This is a genomic window from Lacunimicrobium album (assembly GCF_052161635.1).
GTDB lineage: Bacteria > Planctomycetota > Planctomycetia > Planctomycetales > Planctomycetaceae > SXPC01.
The window spans coordinates 4,458,580-4,476,301 of sequence record NZ_CP197413.1 but is presented as its reverse complement, the minus strand read 5'-3'; the positions used below and the strand labels follow the sequence as shown (position 1 = coordinate 4,476,301).

At 55.0% G+C, this 17,722-nt stretch carries 14 protein-coding genes and 1 other RNA gene; 7 read left to right on the top strand and 8 right to left on the bottom strand.

Going from position 1 to position 17,722, the window contains the following annotated elements; translation table 11 throughout:
- Window positions 1-5 precede the first annotated feature (5 nt).
- Complete coding sequence (locus SH248x_RS18010) at window positions 6-2,174, bottom strand: glycoside hydrolase family 32 protein (RefSeq protein WP_459555696.1); 2,169 nt, start codon at window positions 2,172-2,174, stop codon at window positions 6-8.
- 262 nt (window positions 2,175-2,436) lie between these two features.
- On the opposite strand from SH248x_RS18010, the gene SH248x_RS18005 reads away from it, so the two are divergent.
- Complete coding sequence (locus SH248x_RS18005) at window positions 2,437-3,615, top strand: TFIIB-type zinc ribbon-containing protein (protein ID WP_459555695.1); 1,179 nt, start codon at window positions 2,437-2,439, stop codon at window positions 3,613-3,615.
- 197 nt (window positions 3,616-3,812) lie between these two features.
- Window positions 3,813-4,109: an addiction module toxin RelE gene (locus SH248x_RS18000; RefSeq protein WP_459555694.1), complete on the top strand. Its 297-nt coding sequence runs from the start codon at window positions 3,813-3,815 to the stop codon at window positions 4,107-4,109.
- A 123-nt stretch (window positions 4,110-4,232) separates the two neighbouring features.
- Here the strand turns inward: SH248x_RS18000 and SH248x_RS17995 are convergent, their stop codons facing one another.
- A complete protein-coding gene (locus tag SH248x_RS17995) occupies window positions 4,233-6,035 on the bottom strand; it encodes a cation:proton antiporter (protein WP_459555693.1) in 1,803 nt (600 codons plus the stop codon).
- Window positions 6,036-6,362: 327 nt separating this feature from the next.
- Here SH248x_RS17995 and SH248x_RS17990 point away from each other — a divergent pair, with 327 nt between their 5' ends.
- Both SH248x_RS17990 and SH248x_RS17985 read left to right on the top strand, forming a co-directional pair.
- The gene (locus SH248x_RS17990) at window positions 6,363-8,729 is read left to right on the top strand and encodes a serine/threonine protein kinase (protein ID WP_459555692.1); all 2,367 of its coding nucleotides are present in this window, start codon (window positions 6,363-6,365) and stop codon (window positions 8,727-8,729) included.
- Between the two features lie 450 nt (window positions 8,730-9,179).
- A complete protein-coding gene (locus SH248x_RS17985) occupies window positions 9,180-9,596 on the top strand; it encodes a Fur family transcriptional regulator (RefSeq protein ID WP_459555691.1) in 417 nt (138 codons plus the stop codon).
- A gap of 4 nt (window positions 9,597-9,600) precedes the next feature.
- On the opposite strand, the gene SH248x_RS17980 is transcribed toward SH248x_RS17985, so the two are convergent.
- From SH248x_RS17980 to ssrA, 5 genes are all read right to left on the bottom strand, one after another.
- On the bottom strand, window positions 9,601-11,193 hold the full coding sequence (locus SH248x_RS17980) for a FecR family protein (protein ID WP_459555690.1): 1,593 nt from the start codon (window positions 11,191-11,193) through the stop codon (window positions 9,601-9,603).
- Window positions 11,194-11,244: 51 nt separating this feature from the next.
- Entirely contained in the window at window positions 11,245-11,937 is a 693-nt protein-coding gene (locus tag SH248x_RS17975) for a sigma-70 family RNA polymerase sigma factor (RefSeq protein ID WP_459555689.1), read from the bottom strand.
- A gap of 62 nt (window positions 11,938-11,999) precedes the next feature.
- Entirely contained in the window at window positions 12,000-12,440 is a 441-nt protein-coding gene (locus tag SH248x_RS17970; protein WP_459555688.1) for a peptidase associated/transthyretin-like domain-containing protein, read from the bottom strand.
- Between the two features lie 80 nt (window positions 12,441-12,520).
- Complete coding sequence (locus SH248x_RS17965) at window positions 12,521-13,570, bottom strand: DUF1559 family PulG-like putative transporter (protein WP_459555687.1); 1,050 nt, start codon at window positions 13,568-13,570, stop codon at window positions 12,521-12,523.
- A 582-nt stretch (window positions 13,571-14,152) separates the two neighbouring features.
- Window positions 14,153-14,509: a transfer-messenger RNA gene (gene ssrA, locus SH248x_RS17960) on the bottom strand.
- Window positions 14,510-14,521: 12 nt separating this feature from the next.
- Here ssrA and SH248x_RS17955 point away from each other — a divergent pair.
- From SH248x_RS17955 to SH248x_RS17945, 3 genes are all read left to right on the top strand, one after another.
- Window positions 14,522-14,725 carry a hypothetical protein gene (locus tag SH248x_RS17955; RefSeq protein ID WP_459555686.1) on the top strand — a complete coding sequence of 68 codons (204 nt, stop codon included), beginning with the start codon at window positions 14,522-14,524 and terminating at the stop codon, window positions 14,723-14,725.
- Between the two features lie 264 nt (window positions 14,726-14,989).
- Window positions 14,990-15,829: a hypothetical protein gene (locus SH248x_RS17950; RefSeq protein ID WP_459555685.1), complete on the top strand. Its 840-nt coding sequence runs from the start codon at window positions 14,990-14,992 to the stop codon at window positions 15,827-15,829.
- A gap of 22 nt (window positions 15,830-15,851) precedes the next feature.
- Window positions 15,852-16,799 carry a hypothetical protein gene (locus tag SH248x_RS17945; RefSeq protein ID WP_459555684.1) on the top strand — a complete coding sequence of 316 codons (948 nt, stop codon included), beginning with the start codon at window positions 15,852-15,854 and terminating at the stop codon, window positions 16,797-16,799.
- Window positions 16,800-16,962: 163 nt separating this feature from the next.
- On the opposite strand, the gene SH248x_RS17940 is transcribed toward SH248x_RS17945, so the two are convergent.
- The gene (locus tag SH248x_RS17940) at window positions 16,963-17,652 is read right to left on the bottom strand and encodes a hypothetical protein (RefSeq protein ID WP_459555683.1); all 690 of its coding nucleotides are present in this window, start codon (window positions 17,650-17,652) and stop codon (window positions 16,963-16,965) included.
- Between the last annotated feature and the right edge of the window lie 70 nt (window positions 17,653-17,722).

The following is a 17,722-nucleotide window of genomic DNA, read 5'->3' as shown; positions in this document are numbered from 1 at the left end:
GCATTCTACTCTTTTTCGTTCGTGTTCCAGGCGGAACGGAGTTCGTGGACTTCGAGTGAATGGATCTTCGCTGTGCCGCCTTGAGATTCGAGTTGAAGCTGTTTGCTTTTCGGATTCAGATTGATTGGCATGGGAATGTAGCAGAGGCCGTCGCTGGCGAAGACCTCGAGGCCCGTGCGGTCGCAGTAGATCGTGAGACGCTGTCTGCCGTTGCGGAGAGGGGCGGGAGCGCGATGGCCGGCGACGGTCAGTTCCTGTTTTGTGATGTCGTATTCGATGGGGACGTCACGGATGTTGAGAATGAGTTGCTTGGCGTCAGCGGGTTCGAAGTTGATGCGGAGTTCGACGAGCTCGGCGTTGATGTTTCTTAACGGGTTCTGGTCGTCAGGCTTGAGGGACTTCACGTCGAACTGATGTGTCTTGGTGCGGAGTGATTCGAGTTCCTTGAGTGGAGTGAAGGTCATTCTCGGGCCGTCACCTGTTTGTGTCAGCTTGAGTTCGAGCGGCAGAGACATACTCTGATTGAATGCCATGCCTGGCGTTTGGGTCTGCCACCATCCGATGAAAATGCGCCTTCCATCGGGAGTATCGTTGAAGGATTGAGCAGCGTAGAAGCCTTTGCCGCGATGACCAAGGAGCCTCATGCTGTCGGGGAGGAACCGCTGGCCATCGAATTCGCCGAGGCCGTAGACGGTGTTGGCGCCGAGGAGAACCCAGCGTTTGCGATTCGCGTCGCCGTCGATCGGGAGTTCAAAAAAGTCAGGGCATTCGTACAGGAAACCGCTACCCGGAGCATCACCTTCGACGATACTGGTGAGCTTCCAGTCTTTGAGATTCGGTGAGTTGTAGAAGTGCATGGTGTGCTTGCCCTTCCACTCGACGTACAGGAGTAGCACCCACTGCTTCGATGGTTCATGCCAGAAGACCTTGGGATCGCGGTTGCCATCCGTGACTTCTTTGATGATGGGGTTACCTTCATACTTGTGGAAAGTGCGTCCGTCGTTGCTGTAGGCCATGCCCTGGACAGTGGGACTTCCTGCAGCGGTATAAAAGAGGACCAGTGGTGGCTGGCCGTCTTTGCCGAAGCCGCTGGTGTTGTTCCAGTCAACGACCGCGCTGCCGCTGTACATCGGGCCCATTTCGTCAGGCAGCAAAGCTTCGCTGAGTTCTGTCCAATGCACAAGGTCTTTACTGACAGCATGCCCCCAGTGCATGTTGCCCCAACCCCAGCCATAGGGATTGTGCTGGAAGAAGAGGTGATATTCACCGTTGTAATAGACGCAGCCGTTGGGGTCGTTGTTCCAGCCACGACGTGGAGAGAAGTGAAACTGTCCACGAAGCGGTTCGCGGTACATGTCGGTGGAGTCGGTGTAGGAATCACTTTGCTTGATGCTCGAGAGTGCCTGCGATTCTTCGTGAAGCTTATCGACACGGAGGGTCAGCATCTGACCCTTCCACTGCGAGATCTCCATCGGTGCCCACCAGTCAGGGGAGGAGTCGGCGAGTTCGATGTTGTTTCTAACGATTGGCTTGCCGTCGACGAGAAGAGTGACGATTCTTTTGGGTGCGCCATTCTTGATCGGGATGCGGAGGAAATTGGTGGTGGCGGCGAGGGTACGCTCGACGTTGTTGACGAGCCCTTTGGGTTTTGTATCGGTGAGGACGATGTGGTCGACATTGATATGTCCCCACCCGCCTTTGGCGTCATCAATGACGCGGAGGATAGCGGACTGCCCCGCCAGATCAGAGACGTCCCATGATTCTAGTGCCAGGGCTTCGCTGCCGCCGGGCTTTGAATTGGAGCCTGTGGCGGTGCGGACGACCTTGTTATCGACGAGGAGCTGAAGAGCGAGTGTGTCTCGCATACCGCCGCCGATGAGGAAGGCGATGTATTTGCGGTTAATTTGGAATTCGGGTGAGATGAGTGCACCGGTGGCATCGTCGCCATTGTGGAAGGAGTTGACGAGCCCCTGACCTTTAAATCCTTCGACGCCCATCTGGCCGGGGAGTCCGCCGTTGGCGGGACGGGAGCCGAAGGCTTCTCCGGTTGTCGTCCAGGGCGCGTAAGAGTCCTGCTCAAAATCAGCGACGACGATATCTTCTCCAGCGAAGGAGACGGTCGTCAGGAACGTCCAAAACGCGAGTGCAAGAAGGGATGGACAGTAGATTTTCATTGAAGGCTCCGGACTTCGAAGAACCATGATTCACTCCGATGCGGCTCAGAGTGGTCACTCAAGATAGTTTGTCTCGGCGGCAAAATGCACTGCAGAAGAACACCTTCTTCCAACAGCTTGATGAATTGTCGCTCACTGATTCACTTTTTCCCCATTTTTTCTCTGAACGTTTCTTTGCTATGATCCTACAGTCTTCAGTTACGTTTCAAGCCAGCAACGCTCCCCCGAGAGATCAATTTCCCCCTGACGAGAAGGATGCACGTTGGACATCTCCCGCGACGAAACATCGTTTCACGAAGATCTCAACGCTCATGGGGAAACCGCCACGGACAAAGACGGTGTCGACACCGGCCCTGAACCCGTCACGCAGGCCGTCAGCCGTGTTTTTCCCTGTCAGAAGTGCGGAGCTGACGTCGTCTTCGATATCGGTGCGCAGAAGCTCAAATGCCCATTCTGCAGTTACGAGCAGGATCTGTCTGCTCCGACGGGCGAGCTGGAAGAGCGTGATTACCACGACATGCTCGAGACCCTCTCCCAGCGTGTCCAGCCGAATAACCTGATGGGGACCCTGTCCGAGCTGACCTGCTCGTCGTGTGGCGGGACGGTCGTCTTCGAAGGAGCCAACACCAGCACCCGCTGCCCGTTCTGCGATACTCCCACACAGCGTGACGACGTCCACGATTGCCCCCAGCGCATCAACGCCGACGGGGTCATGCCCTTTCAAGTCGATCGCAAAGTCGTCCGCGAACGCCTCTCCACCTGGGTCAGGTCCCTCTGGTTTGCTCCCAACGATTTCAAGAAACGGGGCGTTGAAGGAGACTTTGATGGCATCTACCTCCCCTTCTGGACCTTCGACTCGCTGACCTCGAATGCCTATGTCGGCCAGCGCGGCGAGACGTATACGGTCACCGTCGGCAGCGGCGACAAGAAACGGACTGAAACCCGTGTCCGCTGGTACCCCGCGTCCGGACAGTTTCAGCGTTTCTTTGATGACGTTTTGATCCTCGCTGGCATGGGGTTCCCGGCGACTCTCGTCAATCAACTGGCCCCTTGGCCGCTCGCCAAGCTACGTTCTTTTACTGAAGAAGTTTTAGCTGGCTTTCTTGCGAGTACCTATACCGTCGAGCTCGACCAGGGCTTCAGCATGGCCCGCAACGTCATGGCGGGTGAAATCGAAGCGGAAGTCCGCCAGCGCATCGGCGGCGACCGCCAGCAGATTCACGACATCAAAACCGCCCATCACGCGATCAAATTCAAACACGTCCTTCTTCCTGTGTGGTCAATGACTTACCGCTACAAGGGCAAGGTCTACACGCTCGTCGTCAACGGCGCGACAGGGAAAGTCGCTGGCAATCGGCCATATAGCGCCTGGAAGATCGCGTTTGCGGTGATCCTCGGTGCCATTGCGGCTGGGATAGCGGTCGCCTTATTCAACCGATAATCGGATCTGGGAATCAGCCTGCGATGCACGATGTTCTGCACGCAGGCGGTAGTCAATCGGGCGTTCGAATAACCAGTTGCATTGGCGTTGTCGTGATATCCATCTGGCACGCGATCTGCACCTCTGCTGCTTCATGTCGCGATCGATCAGGATCGTTTCAAACGACAAAAAGCGAATCGAGATGAGGAGTTACAGCAATGCCAGCTGCATGGTCAGATAAAGATGAACGTCAGTATGAAGCGATCAAGGAAAGCTCGATCGAACGGGGGAAGGACGAAGATACGGCTGAAGAAATAGCAGCTCGCACGGTCAACAAGCGACGTCGGGAGGAAGGTCGTACACCCAATAAGACGACGCAGGGGACTGGGAATCCGAACAAGTCACTGAACAGCAGGACGAAGCAGGAGCTGTACAACCTCGCCAAGCAGCGTCATATCGATGGACGCAGCAAGATGAGCAAGGACCAACTCGTACACGCCCTGCAGAAGGCCTGAGGATGATTGTTGCCACGATTTGTTTATTAATGGCTCGCCTGATTTACCAACATTATTCCGCTGTTGGATGGTTCGCACAGCGGTGTTTTCGTGTGAGCAGAGGCCATAATGACTCACCAGTCGCTAATGACGTTCGCTGAGAGCGTCGTCATCGACATCCTTGGTTGTCTTGATGACGCTGAGCAGTTCACGAACTTCGCTGGCCAGGCGGTGGCCGACATTACTCTCTTCGTCGATGACGTAGTGTGCACCAGCGGAGAAGAGTCCCAGTGTATGGATGTGGTAGCGACCACGGACCAGGATGAGTGTCTGAGGGGCTCGTTGTCTTACCTGATGAATGATGCGTCGCGCGATGACGGGTTCGGGAATGGTAATCACGACGCAGACTGCTTTGGTGATGCCAACGTGTAAAAGCGTCTCGGTCTGGGTGGCGTCGCCGACGTGGGAGTGCAGGCCATACTCTTTGGCAATACGGACGTTGTCGATGTTCATATCAAGAACGTGGACGTCGTAATGCTCTTCACCAATCATTTCTTCCGCCACACGCTGTCCAGCGGGTCCGAATCCGATGATCAGGATACGACCCCGATCGTCGCGATCGTGCTCGGAAGCGGATTGATCTGCTTCAATGAGCTTATCGGGTTCAAGGACTGGCAGTGTCGCAGGTGACTTTGAGGTCATGCGTTTGAACGCCCGCTCGATCCAGATTCCGACCGTCGGACCATAGGTCAACAGGTACGGCGTTGCCATCAGGGACATGATCGAGACCGAAACCATCAGTTGAAAGGTGAACTCATCCAATAACGGTTGCTCTGGATTCTGGCTTTGTGCAATCGTCGCCAGGACGAACGAGAATTCGCCAATTTGTGCCAGGCAAAATCCTGTCGCGACGGCAAAACGCAGGGGCATCCCGGCCAGATAGGTCAGTACTGCGGTGATCGCGATCTTGCCGATAAGGACGATCGACAACGCGGCTGCAATCTGCACGATGTGCATCATGAACCACGGCACATCCGCGAACATCCCGATCGCTGCGAAGAACATGGTGACGAGAACTGCGCGTAATGGTTGAATGTCGGCATGAATCTGCATCGCGAAAGGCGAGACGGCCAGCAGAACGCCTGCGACAAACGCGCCAAGCGCAGGGCTTAAGTCGAGGGCATGGGCACACCACGCTGATCCTCCCGCCAGACAGACCGTCAGGAGCACCGGCAGATCGCGGTTTCGGCGCCAGGTATCGATGACGAGGATCCTGGGAATGACCTTGTTGAAGAGGAAGTAGAAGACGATCACGAACAACAGCATCAAAGCAGTCGAGCCGATGACCTTCAGAATAATGCCCGCAACATTGCCCCCTTCTCCGAGGGCAGAGACCAGGAGCACCAGGACGACGACTGCAGCGTCTTGAACAAGCAGAATCCCCAGAGAGACGCGTCCGAAAATGGAGTCCATCTGCGAACGATCTTGAAGCACGCGTAAGACACATGCCGTACTGCTCAAACTAACCATCGCGCCGATGACAAGCGCCGCCCCAAACGACAAGCCGACGAGCATCGAGATACCGATGCCAGCGAGGACGGTGAAAAGGACCTGAAACGGCCCGCTGATGATCGGCACGCGACCAAGTTTTTTGAGTTGGTCGGGCGAGAGTTCCAGACCAATCGTAAACAGCAGCAAAGCCACGCCCAGTTCCGCAATACTGAGCTTGCCCTGTTGATTGCCGACCCATCCCAGCAGGGATGGACCAACAACGGCCCCGGCGAACAGATATCCGACAATTGCGCTTTGCTTGAGGCGTTCTGCGATGACGCCGAAGAGCATCGCGGTCGCGAGAAGAATGAGAATTTCGAGGATGCCGTGCCACGAATTGTTTTCGTGACCGCCAGCAGCGAGCATGAGAAATGTGTGATGTCCAAAGAAAGTCAAAACCGTGGCCTCCATCCGTGGGGGGCAGCGTGCTATATGTTTAAGGGGGAATTGTTTTTACAGAAAAAGTCTCACGTCGCCCAGTGAGCATTCCGAGATTTTGAGATTTCATCGCGAACGCCTGAGAGGTGAGATCAGAGTTGGCTTTCCAGACGTCAGGAAATGCCCGAAAAACGGTATTCGCATGGTGAACCAATCAACGATCGTCGCTGATTTCACGCGACTTTCAGACGGCGTGTTTTTGTCACCTTTTGAGCAATCTTTTCGCATATCATCAAAAGTCCCGTCAAATGTTCCCTTCTGCCCCCCGAATGACAGTGTGCCCTCATGTCGAACTCGCAAAGTCCATCGACGAATCGACAAAAGGAAATCTTCCTGACTGCTCTCGATCTCCCGATTGGGGAGCGACGCGCCTTTCTTGAACACTCCTGTGCTGGCGATTCGACGCTCCGCAAAGAGATTGAAGCTCTTCTCGACGCTGCTGACTCGGAAGAAAACGTCCTCGACCAGCCCCAAGCCGAGTTCTCCAACATGCGAGAAAAGCTTCTCGCATGTGTCGACGCCGCCTCTTCTGCCACATTTGTCTCGATGCTTCCCGAGAGGAGTCAGCCCAGTCCACTGATTGGCGAGATGATTGGCCCTTACCGACTCATGGAGAAAATTGGGGAAGGGGGATTCGGCCAGGTCTTCGTCGCGCATCAGGAAGCACCCGTCAAACGTTACGTCGCCCTCAAGCTCATTCGTACGGGCATGGACAACTCTGAAGTCATCGCCCGTTTCGAAGCCGAGCGTCAAGCGGTCGCGCTGATGGATCACCCACACATCGCCAAAGTTTTCGATGCAGGGACGACTGAGGCAGGCCAGCCTTACTTCGTCATGGAACTGGTCCGCGGCGTCAGTCTGACGGAGTACCACCGACACGCTCAGCCTTCCCTGACAGATAAAATCCAACTCCTGATCAGTGTCTGCGAAGCCGTTCAGCATGCTCACCAGAAAGGGGTCATTCATAGAGACCTGAAACCGACCAACGTCATGGTCACGCTTCACGATGGACGCCCCATCGTCAAAGTCATCGACTTCGGCGTTGCCAAAGCCATCAGCGAACCGCTAACGCAGCGAACTCTCTACACGCGCTTTGCGCAGATGATCGGCACCCCTCTGTACATGAGCCCGGAGCAGGCTGAGATGAGTGGGCTCGATGTCGACACCCGCAGCGACATCTATTCCCTCGGTGTCATGCTGTATGAATCGCTGACAGGGACAACCCCGTTCGATCTCCAGCGTCTTCAGTCCGCCAGCTTCGATGAACTCCGCCGCATCATTCGCGAGGAAGACCCGCCTCCCCCCAGTCGACGGGTCTCGACACTCGCGGGCACTGGTTCGACACAACGCAAGATCAATCCCTCTTCAAGCCCGGAGCGTGATCTTCATACGTACCGCCAACTCATTCGGACTCTCCATGGCGACCTCGACTGGATCGTCATGAAGGCGATTGAAAAGGATCGTCGTCGTCGCTACGAAACCGCAGCCGACCTCGCACGCGATCTCCAGCGATATCTCAGCAACGAGCCCGTCATGGCACGTCCCCCCTCTCCGGGATATCGCCTGAAGAAATTCGCCATTCGCAACAAGGTCGTCCTCTCGACTGCCTCACTCGTGTTCCTGATCCTGCTCGTCAGTACGGCGGTCAGTACCTGGCAGGCGCTCGCGGCAAGACGAGCAGAAGCCGAGGCAGATCGACTTCGCCAAGACGCTGTCCAGTTTGTTGTCGACTTGAAAGCCGCCAATATCCTTTTAGACAGTGCCCGCGCAAACCTCGACGAAGAACGCTATAGCGTTGCTCTCAAAGACTACAACGAAGCCATTAAACTCCAGCCCGAACATTCTCTCGCCTGGTCGGGCAGAGGCTCCATGTATGTTCGCCTGGGCATGTGGCATCATGCCGCCAGCGATTTCGAAGAAGCTCTCAATCTTGGTGCTCAAGCCAATAATCCTGGCTGGTGGGGCGTTCCGCAGCTGTTACTTTTTACTGGTCACGAACAGACCTATATGAAAGTCCGAAAAGAACTCCTCTCACAACTCAATGACCGGGACAGCATGATGCAGATCCTCGCGATCCGCGGCATCCTCATGTCTCCTGGCCAGCTCACCGACGACCAGCGTACTGATATCGTTGCGAATCTCTCGAAGCCCATCGACTTCGGCCCGCGATCGGGCAAGAAACCGCGAAGCGATAGAATGCCTCCTCTCATCGGCCGCGATTTCCCCAAACATGGTCTCGGTGCTCCTCCGGATCACATCGCGAAAAGTGTCCACACCTACACGTTCGCTTTGTCGAAGTATCGCTTTGCAGATCCGCGAGGCGCACTGAATGCTCTCGATGAACAGTTTCTTGGCGATTTTGAATCGCCACTCGATGATGTCGCCCTGCCACTTCGGGCGCTATGCTACCACAAGACGGGAAATCCTCAAGAAGCCCTCCGGTATCTCGGTTTTGCCACTCAAAGTCTCAACGCCTGGATTGATGATGAAAATGAGATTCGCTCCAAAGGCCATTACCCGTGGTTCGACCTGATCGAACTGGTCATCCTCTACCGCGAGGCTTATCGCTCGATTCATGGTATCGAGCCCCCCGAACTTGATAAGTTCTCTCAGCTTGAAGATGACGCAGCAACCACGCTGTTTGCTAATTGATGGGTGGCATGCACATGCGGTCCGCCATGTCACATGAACTCGAGAACTTGTTACTGCCGCTCCGCACTTAGTACTTTCCCCATCCTGAGTGCACCTGCGTATCTTTTTGTCCCCATGCGTCCGCCGTTCTCGCATGATGTCATGGAAACACATCGAAATCGGCTGGTGAACTCAAGAGGAACCAGTCACGATCGATGCCCAATCCACCCGGCGGACGTCCGGTCGAAGGTGCCTCTGTCAGGTGATACTGACAGTGTCGGCTGGCGACCGCCGAGTGGTTTTATTGATTCCCCTCACCTTTCGCCACGGCCTCGCTCAACAGGTCGTGAATACTTTCGCGTGCGCATTGTTTAAAGAGTATGGACCAGCCAGTCCCTCGACGCTAAGATTGTCCGTTGGGACCCACTTTGAACTTCAACTGCACCACCGTCGCCAGCTCGCAGCACACTCATGAGCCGTGAATATTCGTTAGAAATCGCCAAGAACACGCTCCGGGAATCGGGCCTGAAGGTGACTCCCTCGCGCCTGGCTGTTCATCGAGTCCTCTTCTGCTCTGATCACCCTTTGACTCACAGCGAAGTCGCCGTGGAAGTCAAAGACCTCTCCTCCGATCAGTCGACCATCTTCCGCAACCTCAACGACCTCGTCGAAGCAGGCCTGGTCAATAAGCGCGAACTCGGCGACCACGTCTGGCGTTTCGAATTGATTCGCAATCACGAAACCCACGACCACCCTCACTTCCTCTGCGAAGACTGCGGCCAGGTCACCTGCATTCCTGAGTCGACCTTCAGCTTGAAGAAGTCAGCCAAGTTCGGCGAAGTCACCCAGGTCCTCCTCAAAGGCCACTGCTCCGACTGTCAGAAGTAGGCAGTCATGACTGCGGCTTCAAGCCGACAATCAGCACGGGGTCGAGTAGATACTGCTGGCGCTTCAATGGGCGCAGAAATTCGAGACGCGTAAGTGATTCTCCGGGTGCGTAGCCCAGATCGCTCAGGTCGATCCCGACAGCCAGCCCTCTTGCATCGACATGGACTTGCCGGCCAGTTGTAAACTCATGATCCACCAGATCACTCACCCTCTTCGTCGGCAGGGTCGCTCGATAAATACGATGCGGATAAAGATCCAACGCACTGGGCGAATGAAGGTCGATATCAAACTTCTCGACAGTGAACTCTTTTCGGTTCGCGCGATCATCCCCTGACCGCAACCGAAACTCGTCACCCCGCGGATGATACACCAGCAACTGAAGATCGAAGATGACGATCTCAGGCCCGGGCCCATTCACAATCGGCTGTGCAAACTCCACCGTCATCGTCGCTTCATCTGTTTTCTCAGACGACGCATTGATGATCCCGGTCACCAGGCTCCAGTCCTTCTCTAACAGCTGTAGCCTCTCAGCCCCATCAGGCAGCGAGTCCCCTTTTCTCGTACAAAATGCCGCCGCCTCTTTCGGGCTCTGGTAATGAACCAGCTTGGCACGAATCAGTTCTTCGCGCGGTACCTTCCTGCTCACTCCGCCGCGCTGGACCGTCAAGTTGAGCAGTTCATCGGCATAGCTCCCGCGCCGCGTCGCCTCGTAACTGACAACCCGATCCGGCAACGATTCAATGAATGGCACTTTGCTCAAACTCTCAGCCGTCCTCTTCGGTTCTGAACCCGGATCAACGCGAGCCATATCCCCTTTCTTCAGATGGATCGGCGGCGTTGTCCCCGTCGACATCGTTGCTTCACCTTCCACCACGACGAGTTCTGTCTCGCCAGTCTCTGCAATATCGACGACGAACCGTGTCCCCAAGTCAACAATCTGAGCAGAGGGGCTGAGCAGTTCAAATCCCTCAGCACCCGGCGGGGCATACACTGAACATTGCCCGGAGCGCACTAAAAGCTTTTCTTCTCCCTGAGCTGAGAAGACACACGGAGCCTTCATGACCGCTCGAGCGCCCGAATGGAATCGTAGCGCAAGAAATCCTTCGGACAAAATATACTCCCGCTGCATCGTGAGCCGTTGTCCGGGACTGGGGGCAGACCCTTCGCCAAAGATCGTCGCATTCGCGACTTCGATGATCTCAGGCTGTCGGTCTTCGGCGTTGACTGCATTTTCAACATGCGTCATCGGCGGCGTCGATGTCGAAGTTCCCCACGGAGACATCGTCATCCCAGCCCAGGCAGCCAGCACGGTCAAGCACGTGGCAATGCAAAGAACAGCGAACCTCTTCGACAATGCTTTTCGCGATGAGACTTCTTTTCGAACAGCAGGTCTGTTCTCGATGGGCTCTTTCATCGATGTCGTTCGGCTCAGATGATCCAGATCCAAGTGAAGGCTCATGGTCCGCAAATAAGCATCACGCAGCTCAGGAGATTCCGTCAGTGCTGCTTCCAGTTCATCATGCTGCTCCGCCGACAGCTGGCCTGCCAGCGCGGTTTCAAACAGAGATGAGATTCGATGAAATTCAAGATCTTGCATAAGGAGACTCACTCAACAGAAACCGCTGCATTTCACGAGAGTAATGAAGACTCACTGTTCCGCTTTCAATCGACGCGACACACATTCCGAAAGTCGACGACGCAACAGGTACATCCGGTTGTAAAACGTTCTGGAAGTGCATCCCAGATCTTTGGCGATCGATTCAAACGAGCAGCCTTCCCAATAAATCCTCTGCAAGAACGACTGCTCACGCGCTGGCAGGGATCGGACACATTCCAGGAGCGCAGCCGTCCGCAATTCCAATGCCTCCTGATCAAGGCTTTCCACAGACGTCGCCAGCATCTGTGCCAAGTCTGTTTGAAATGTCAATCGGTCATGCGAGCGTGAGCGACGATGGTTGAACGCCTCAAATCTCGCAACCCCGCACGCCCACGACAGGAAACTCTTCGACCGATCAAACTCTTGAAATTTCTGCCACATGACGACACTGATTCGCTGGCATAGATCCTCGGCATCGGCAACATTCTGCACCAGCGCCATCAGATACAGCATGATCTTTCCACGATGCTTTTGGAGCAGCTGATCAAACTCATGACGCTGTTCAATGGCTTGGTTCAGGATCTGATCCTCGTCACCTGAATCGTTAGTCAAACCAGCCACCTGTGCGGAGTGTCGTCGACGACTGGCCAGTGGCGCCTGTTTCCCGCGATGTTTATCATGGGGCACTCCCGTCGCATCATCCATGATGTTCTGCTCGCCGGCTTTGTCTGACAATTCACTCATCTTTGACTTTCGCCAGGAAGTCCTGCAGTTCGACTTTGTAGACACATCCAGTCACAGCAACTTCATTTCGTCAGCGCGAAATCAACCGTGTTCTTCCCCGATTTGATATCCGCCGTTAGCTCCGACGACTTGTTATACTTGGCCGGCAGGAACTCTTTTCGTGCTTTCACCACAGGCGTTGAGACGTCTCCTTCTTCCGGGGTCGAAGCTTCAACTTCGCTGATAATCACAACGCGATGCGAGCCAACCAGCGCCCCCGATTCCGTATGATTGAACTGCATCACATATTTCCCGTCTTCATCCGTCCGACCGAATGACTGACGTCCTCCTGCCGTCGGCGTGAATGTCACCATTGCCATCTCGACTGGCTCACCTTCAAACGTGATTCGCCCTTTGACATCCCCCAGCGGGGGTGTGTTGCTACGGGTGCAGCCGGTGAGACAAACGATCGTTAAAAAGCAAATCACCTCACAGCAGCGGTATCGATGAATCAGCGTTCGCATGAAGCTCTCCAGGCCGAAGAAATGATGAAACATCTTATGTTTATTATGCCGTCAGACGATCTCGTCCCTTCTCCCGTCACTCAGAACGATCCCACGACCTCACCATCCTGAATCGCGGCCAGACGTTCAAATGTGCTGTCCGTGATTCCGTTGGGCAGTGCACCCGTTCCCGTATTATCGATGTTCTCATTCAAGAAGATGACTGCACCGTCACCCAGCAGGAATTGAGCACCACCCTGGTGGCCGCTGCTGTATCCAGAATTTGCAATGTCGCGAGTTCCCCCGGTAAAGATTGAGACGATGGGGTTAATTCCGAAGAACGTCGTTCCGGTGTAAGAGAACATCCCCTGGTTAGCAGCGGCGTTTCCAGATTTGTCGTAAGCCGTCGGTCCATTTCCTGCGGCCAGATTTCCTCGAATCGCCAGACACATCGCGCCCCACATGTTGTCCCCCTTGACCAGATAAGCCCGTTCGCCGACCAGAATCGTATTACTCAATCCATCCGTGATGTCCGAGAACTTACAGCGACTGTTCTCCCAGAAGGCGCCCGTCGCGCCTGTTGTTCCATTGATATAGTTCGTCGCTTTCCTGGCACGCGGATAGGCGGTTCCGTTGGAAACAGCATAGTTTGTCAGGCTCACGGGAATATCATTGAGAGTCGCCCCGGTCGTTGGAATGGCATCGATGGTATAGCCCAGACGAGAAGCGGGATCGAAGACTGGTGGACCTGTATCGGAAGGACATCGAAAGACCGTCAGCAGCTGTTGCATCTGGCGTGTGCTGTCCCCCATCGCCTTCGTCACAGGACTACCGACGCGAACCGTGTCATAGAGCGCACTTTGTTCGACAAACGGCAGAATCATCGCCGACCACAGCCAGTGACCATGATCATCCCCCGCGAATGGATCCAGCACATGCCCGGGTGGCAGTGTGTTGTAGGTATCGTGATAGTTATGAAGCGCGATTCCTAACTGCTTCAAGTTATTCTTGCACGTCGATCGACGAGCCGCTTCTCGCGCCTGTTGAACTGCAGGGAGGAGTATCGCGACGAGTGTCGCAATGATCGCAATCACAACTAATAGTTCGATTAATGTAAACGCGCTTCGAGACCCCGGCGTCGGCTGTGACATGGAAAGACCTCCAAATGAAATGAAAAATCGAATCGCCACGCACTAGAAGATAGGCTTGAGATCACGCCACCAACTGGCAGACGGGTCTCTACGGTCGAACTCGCTCACCGCACATAACATCGTCCCGGTTCCAAACAGTTCACGTCACAGCATGGACAAATTTTTAAACATTTGCAAGTTTTTTGATGCGTCAGCCACCCCAAGCCCCTGCACTGCGACAGCTACACGTGCGTAACAGTTTATCTGGAAATAGTTTACATCCCCTGCAGGAGCCTTACCTGCCGCCTGTGATCAACACCCGCTCCCTTCGCCGCAGCTTGCAGACGACGACCCGTCGCAGGTAACGCTGGAGGCGTCGACTGCAAGCCTCAAAGAAATTCGTAATATCTCGCGAGAGCAGGGAGCGAACAAACGGGATCGCCAGCCCTGCAAAACCTTTGCTCGGAGTCGGAGATAAACCAGGCGCATCGGACCAGAAATCGGACAATTCCTCCCAACGGCTTTTGGCCAGGCATTCTGAAGCGTAAGAAGATCCTAGTGCAATAAAAAAGGCCGCTGGCAATGATCGCCAGCGGCCTTGAAAAGTGGAGGCGGGGGGAATTGAACCCCCGTCCTGTGAATCCTAAGTCTTGGCCTCTACGTGTGTAGATGATTGATTAATCTCGCTGATTTGGGCTCAATCAACAAGGCCCTCCTCAGCCAGCCGGCGACTGTGTCTTGCTGCCCGGATAGTCGGCGGTGACGGGCAGCCAGCTCGAATTGTCAGCGAACTTTTGGACCTCTCAAGCAAAGCTCCTCAGTTCGGGTTGCCTATATTAGGCAGCCAGGGAATACTGCGTGTTGGCAGATAATTTTTTGATCAGCTTTTAACGTTGCTTACCGATCAACAACGACACGCCACCTCAACCCGCGGTAGACCAGTCGAATCCGATCGCCCCCGTGTGGTGTGGAATGACCACTGAAACGTGCGGCGCGATTTTCATCACGTTGCCTGCTCAGCAGCAATTCTTAAAACACCGATTGTCAAAGAACATTGTCCCTAAAGGACATCGTCAACACGAACAGGACGAAACCGCCCTTAGCCAGCCGCTGCCAGACCTGTCGCAGGTGGTTGATATCCGTGACGGACATCGATCTGCGGCCGGTTCGACATGAGTGGCAATCCGTATTATACGCCTGTTTCGATCTTCGCCAAGGGCTGAAGATCGCGAATTCCTGTCTGGATGGTCAGCTTTTGTCTGCACGTACACTGGGGCTGCAAACTTGATTGAATTTTGCAGTTTTGCAAGAAATTATTCGACCTTGCGTTCAAGCGCCTGAATATCATGAGTGAGGCTGGAAGTCACGATCAGACATGCTTGGTCTGGTCGATGAAAGGCCTGAGGTTCTGTCAAATCCCTGCTGGGCCGGCGAGTTTTCATGTCTGCATTATTTGCCAAATCGAAGACGACGACTGCGATTCTCGCGAAAGCTCGTGAGAAATCCGATACGCGCAAGCCGAAGTCACTGACAACCGTCAAGGTTCCCTGGTACGAGAAGCTGATCCACCATCCAGAGACGAGAACGACTCTTTTCTCAGTTCTGATTCACGGCAGTATCCTGGTCATCTTGTCCATGATTGCGATTAGCAGTCCCATGGTTGATGACATGCTGAAGAATGTTCTGATTGCTGGCGATGGTGATACGCAGTCGATCGATGTCTCCGGCGAAGCGATGTTCGACCTTTCATTGGGCTCTGCAGCGGCCTCATTGGAAAGTATGCCCGACATCGTGACTGAACAGGTCATGGCGAGCGATAAAGCCCTTGCTCGCGAACTCACGTCCGAGATGGCTTCCATGTTCAAGGAAGGTGTCGGACAAGGCGAAGGAGAAGGGAAGGAAGGAAAGCTCCGCGGCTTCGGCGGGTTCGGGATGCCGAGTTCCGGGCGAGCCGTTACGAAGGGGAGTTTCGCTGCCTGGACAGATCCTGAAGATCCATCACCAGGAGAAGATTACAAGATTATCATTCTGGTGAAGCTGCCCGATCGCATCAATAAGTATCGCGCCTCTGACCTGACTGGGATGGTCATTGGCTCAGATCGCTATCGTCAGTCGATTCCCGGCCCGGAGTATCTGCGCGGTACCAACTATCTTCCGGTTGAAGATGGCGTGGCTCAGCTGATCGTCAAGGTCCCAGGTGCGGACCGCCTGGTCAAAGACACTATCAAAATCAGATCCAAGCTTCTCAATGAAGAGCAGGATCTCGATATCGAGTTTTAAGCGTGGTGATGGCGTCGTTTTTATGCCACGCATCTTTCTATCGAACTTCCACTTCGAGCACGAACTGGCCGACTCGCGTTTTGTGCCGACGCGTAAGCTGCTCGAGATCAACGCCCGCAATGCGTTGTCATGGGTGAAGATGGCTCAAGAGGGCGATGTCATTGCCCTGCCTGAAGTCGCTGCTGCGAACGATATCGCTGCCAATCTGCGAGAGGTGATAAAGGGCGTGGACGTCGTGAGCGGCGATCGACTCCCTTTGGGACCTGAGTGGATTGCGACGCCGTGGGGATGGACGACGTCGATGATTGAGTTGTCGAAGAAAAATCGATGGACGATGAATGCTCCCTCGATCGATGTCGTGAAGCGGGTCAACTCGAGACGATACGCATTCGAGTTAGAAACGAGCACAACATTGCAGCCTGAGCCGAGTTTGTTAGCAGGATCGATGGACGACGTGATGTCATTCCTCAATCAATCGGCTGCTTCGCCATGGCTGATCAAAGGCGAATTCGGCATGTCGGGGCGCGAGCGGATTCGTGTCGAAGGGCCGCTGCTGAATGCCTCTCAACTTGGCTGGTTGAAACGCGAGTTTTCAGCAGGAAGAGCAGTCGTCATTGAACCGATGCTGGATCGCCTGGATGAAGTCAGCGTGCATTACGATGTGGAGCCTGATGGTGTCGCCCGTCGAGTCGGGATCGTGGCGCTAATGAGTGATGAGCGGGGGCAATTCGCGAAGGCCATCGTCGGAACGGACGAAGACCAGCGGGTGCGATTTGCTGAGTGGGAAACCGTCCTGTCTCATACGGATCATGCTGCCCGGGACGCCTCACGGATTGGCTATCTCGGGCCATTGGGCATCGATGCGATGCGGTATCGGAAGCTGGATGGTGCAATGGCGTTTCGACCACTGCAGGACATCAATGCTCGTTGGACGATGGGGCGATTGGCGCTGGAAGCAGCGAGAAATTAAGCGAAGATGCGCTCCCTTTCGGTTGCGGCTCTGATAGAAACAAATAAAGCCCGGACAACGATTTCTCGTGGTCCGGGCTTTTCTATGATGAACTGAGCCACTGATTCAAACTCGATCGCGTTCCGGTTGGGGGACCGATCCGCAATCAAGCTCATCAGCAACATCAGGGTGTAATCAATTTGGGCTCTGAGGCGGAAACCTTCAGGAGCTTCGGCTGTTCCTGAGCAGGAGCGACCATGTCCCACGTCGGAAGTGACACGTCCTTCTGGGCAACGTTAACGACATCGGTCATGGGCTCGATGGCCCCCAGGGTGACGAGTGACTTCGAAGGGAGAGCCTCTCGCAGGGGGATCGAGCGACGCTGGGCGATCAGGTCATTCTCGACGTCTGCTTTTGCTTCCTCGGGGACGCTGGTGTCGAAGGCAGGAGGCGGTGGCAGCATCGGCACTGCGGGAACAGCAGGCTGTTCCGTGGCCCATGGAGTACTGTGACCGCCGGCTGGGGGGAGCGGTTCGAGGAACTGCGGCTCGCCTTCCGGCATCACTGGCTTATTACGAAGTTGGGGTTCTTCATAAGCGGATTGTGGGAACGTTCCGACAGGACCGCTGCTCATGGCTTCCTGGTTCTTTGCACCGGTTTTGCAGCCGGAGGTCAGCGCCGGAATCCCGACGAGACTTGTTCCGATCAGGCCGCTCAACACAAATCGCGACCATCGCGCGTTCGTTGCAACATCGACGTTATATGGACGCTTCATGCGACACCTTCCCGAACGATGCACCCTCACCAGGCGCATGAGTTCGCTGTGATCCTTCCCCGGCGTCCCTGCGATAATCCCTTTCATCGGCTTCGTCATGTCGCCGCTTGCAACCCGTCTTTCGCTTCCGATCATTGCCTCTGGCATGATCAAGCGAAGACAAACATTG

Bases quoted from the DNA above. Each gene is read 5' to 3' on its own strand.
- SH248x_RS18010 (WP_459555696.1), bottom strand. From the start codon at position 2,174: ATGAAAATCTACTGTCCATCCCTTCTTGCACTCGCGTTTTGGACGTTC.
- SH248x_RS18000 (WP_459555694.1), top strand. From the start codon at position 3,813: ATGCCAGCTGCATGGTCAGATAAAGATGAACGTCAGTATGAAGCGATC.
- SH248x_RS17990 (WP_459555692.1), top strand. From the start codon at position 6,363: ATGTCGAACTCGCAAAGTCCATCGACGAATCGACAAAAGGAAATCTTC.
- SH248x_RS17985 (WP_459555691.1), top strand. From the start codon at position 9,180: ATGAGCCGTGAATATTCGTTAGAAATCGCCAAGAACACGCTCCGGGAA.
- SH248x_RS17980 (WP_459555690.1), bottom strand. From the start codon at position 11,193: ATGCAAGATCTTGAATTTCATCGAATCTCATCTCTGTTTGAAACCGCG.
- SH248x_RS17975 (WP_459555689.1), bottom strand. From the start codon at position 11,937: ATGAGTGAATTGTCAGACAAAGCCGGCGAGCAGAACATCATGGATGAT.
- SH248x_RS17970 (WP_459555688.1), bottom strand. From the start codon at position 12,440: ATGCGAACGCTGATTCATCGATACCGCTGCTGTGAGGTGATTTGCTTT.
- SH248x_RS17965 (WP_459555687.1), bottom strand. From the start codon at position 13,570: ATGTCACAGCCGACGCCGGGGTCTCGAAGCGCGTTTACATTAATCGAA.
- SH248x_RS17955 (WP_459555686.1), top strand. From the start codon at position 14,522: ATGACCACTGAAACGTGCGGCGCGATTTTCATCACGTTGCCTGCTCAG.
- SH248x_RS17950 (WP_459555685.1), top strand. From the start codon at position 14,990: ATGTCTGCATTATTTGCCAAATCGAAGACGACGACTGCGATTCTCGCG.
- SH248x_RS17945 (WP_459555684.1), top strand. From the start codon at position 15,852: ATGCCACGCATCTTTCTATCGAACTTCCACTTCGAGCACGAACTGGCC.
- SH248x_RS17940 (WP_459555683.1), bottom strand. From the start codon at position 17,652: ATGACGAAGCCGATGAAAGGGATTATCGCAGGGACGCCGGGGAAGGAT.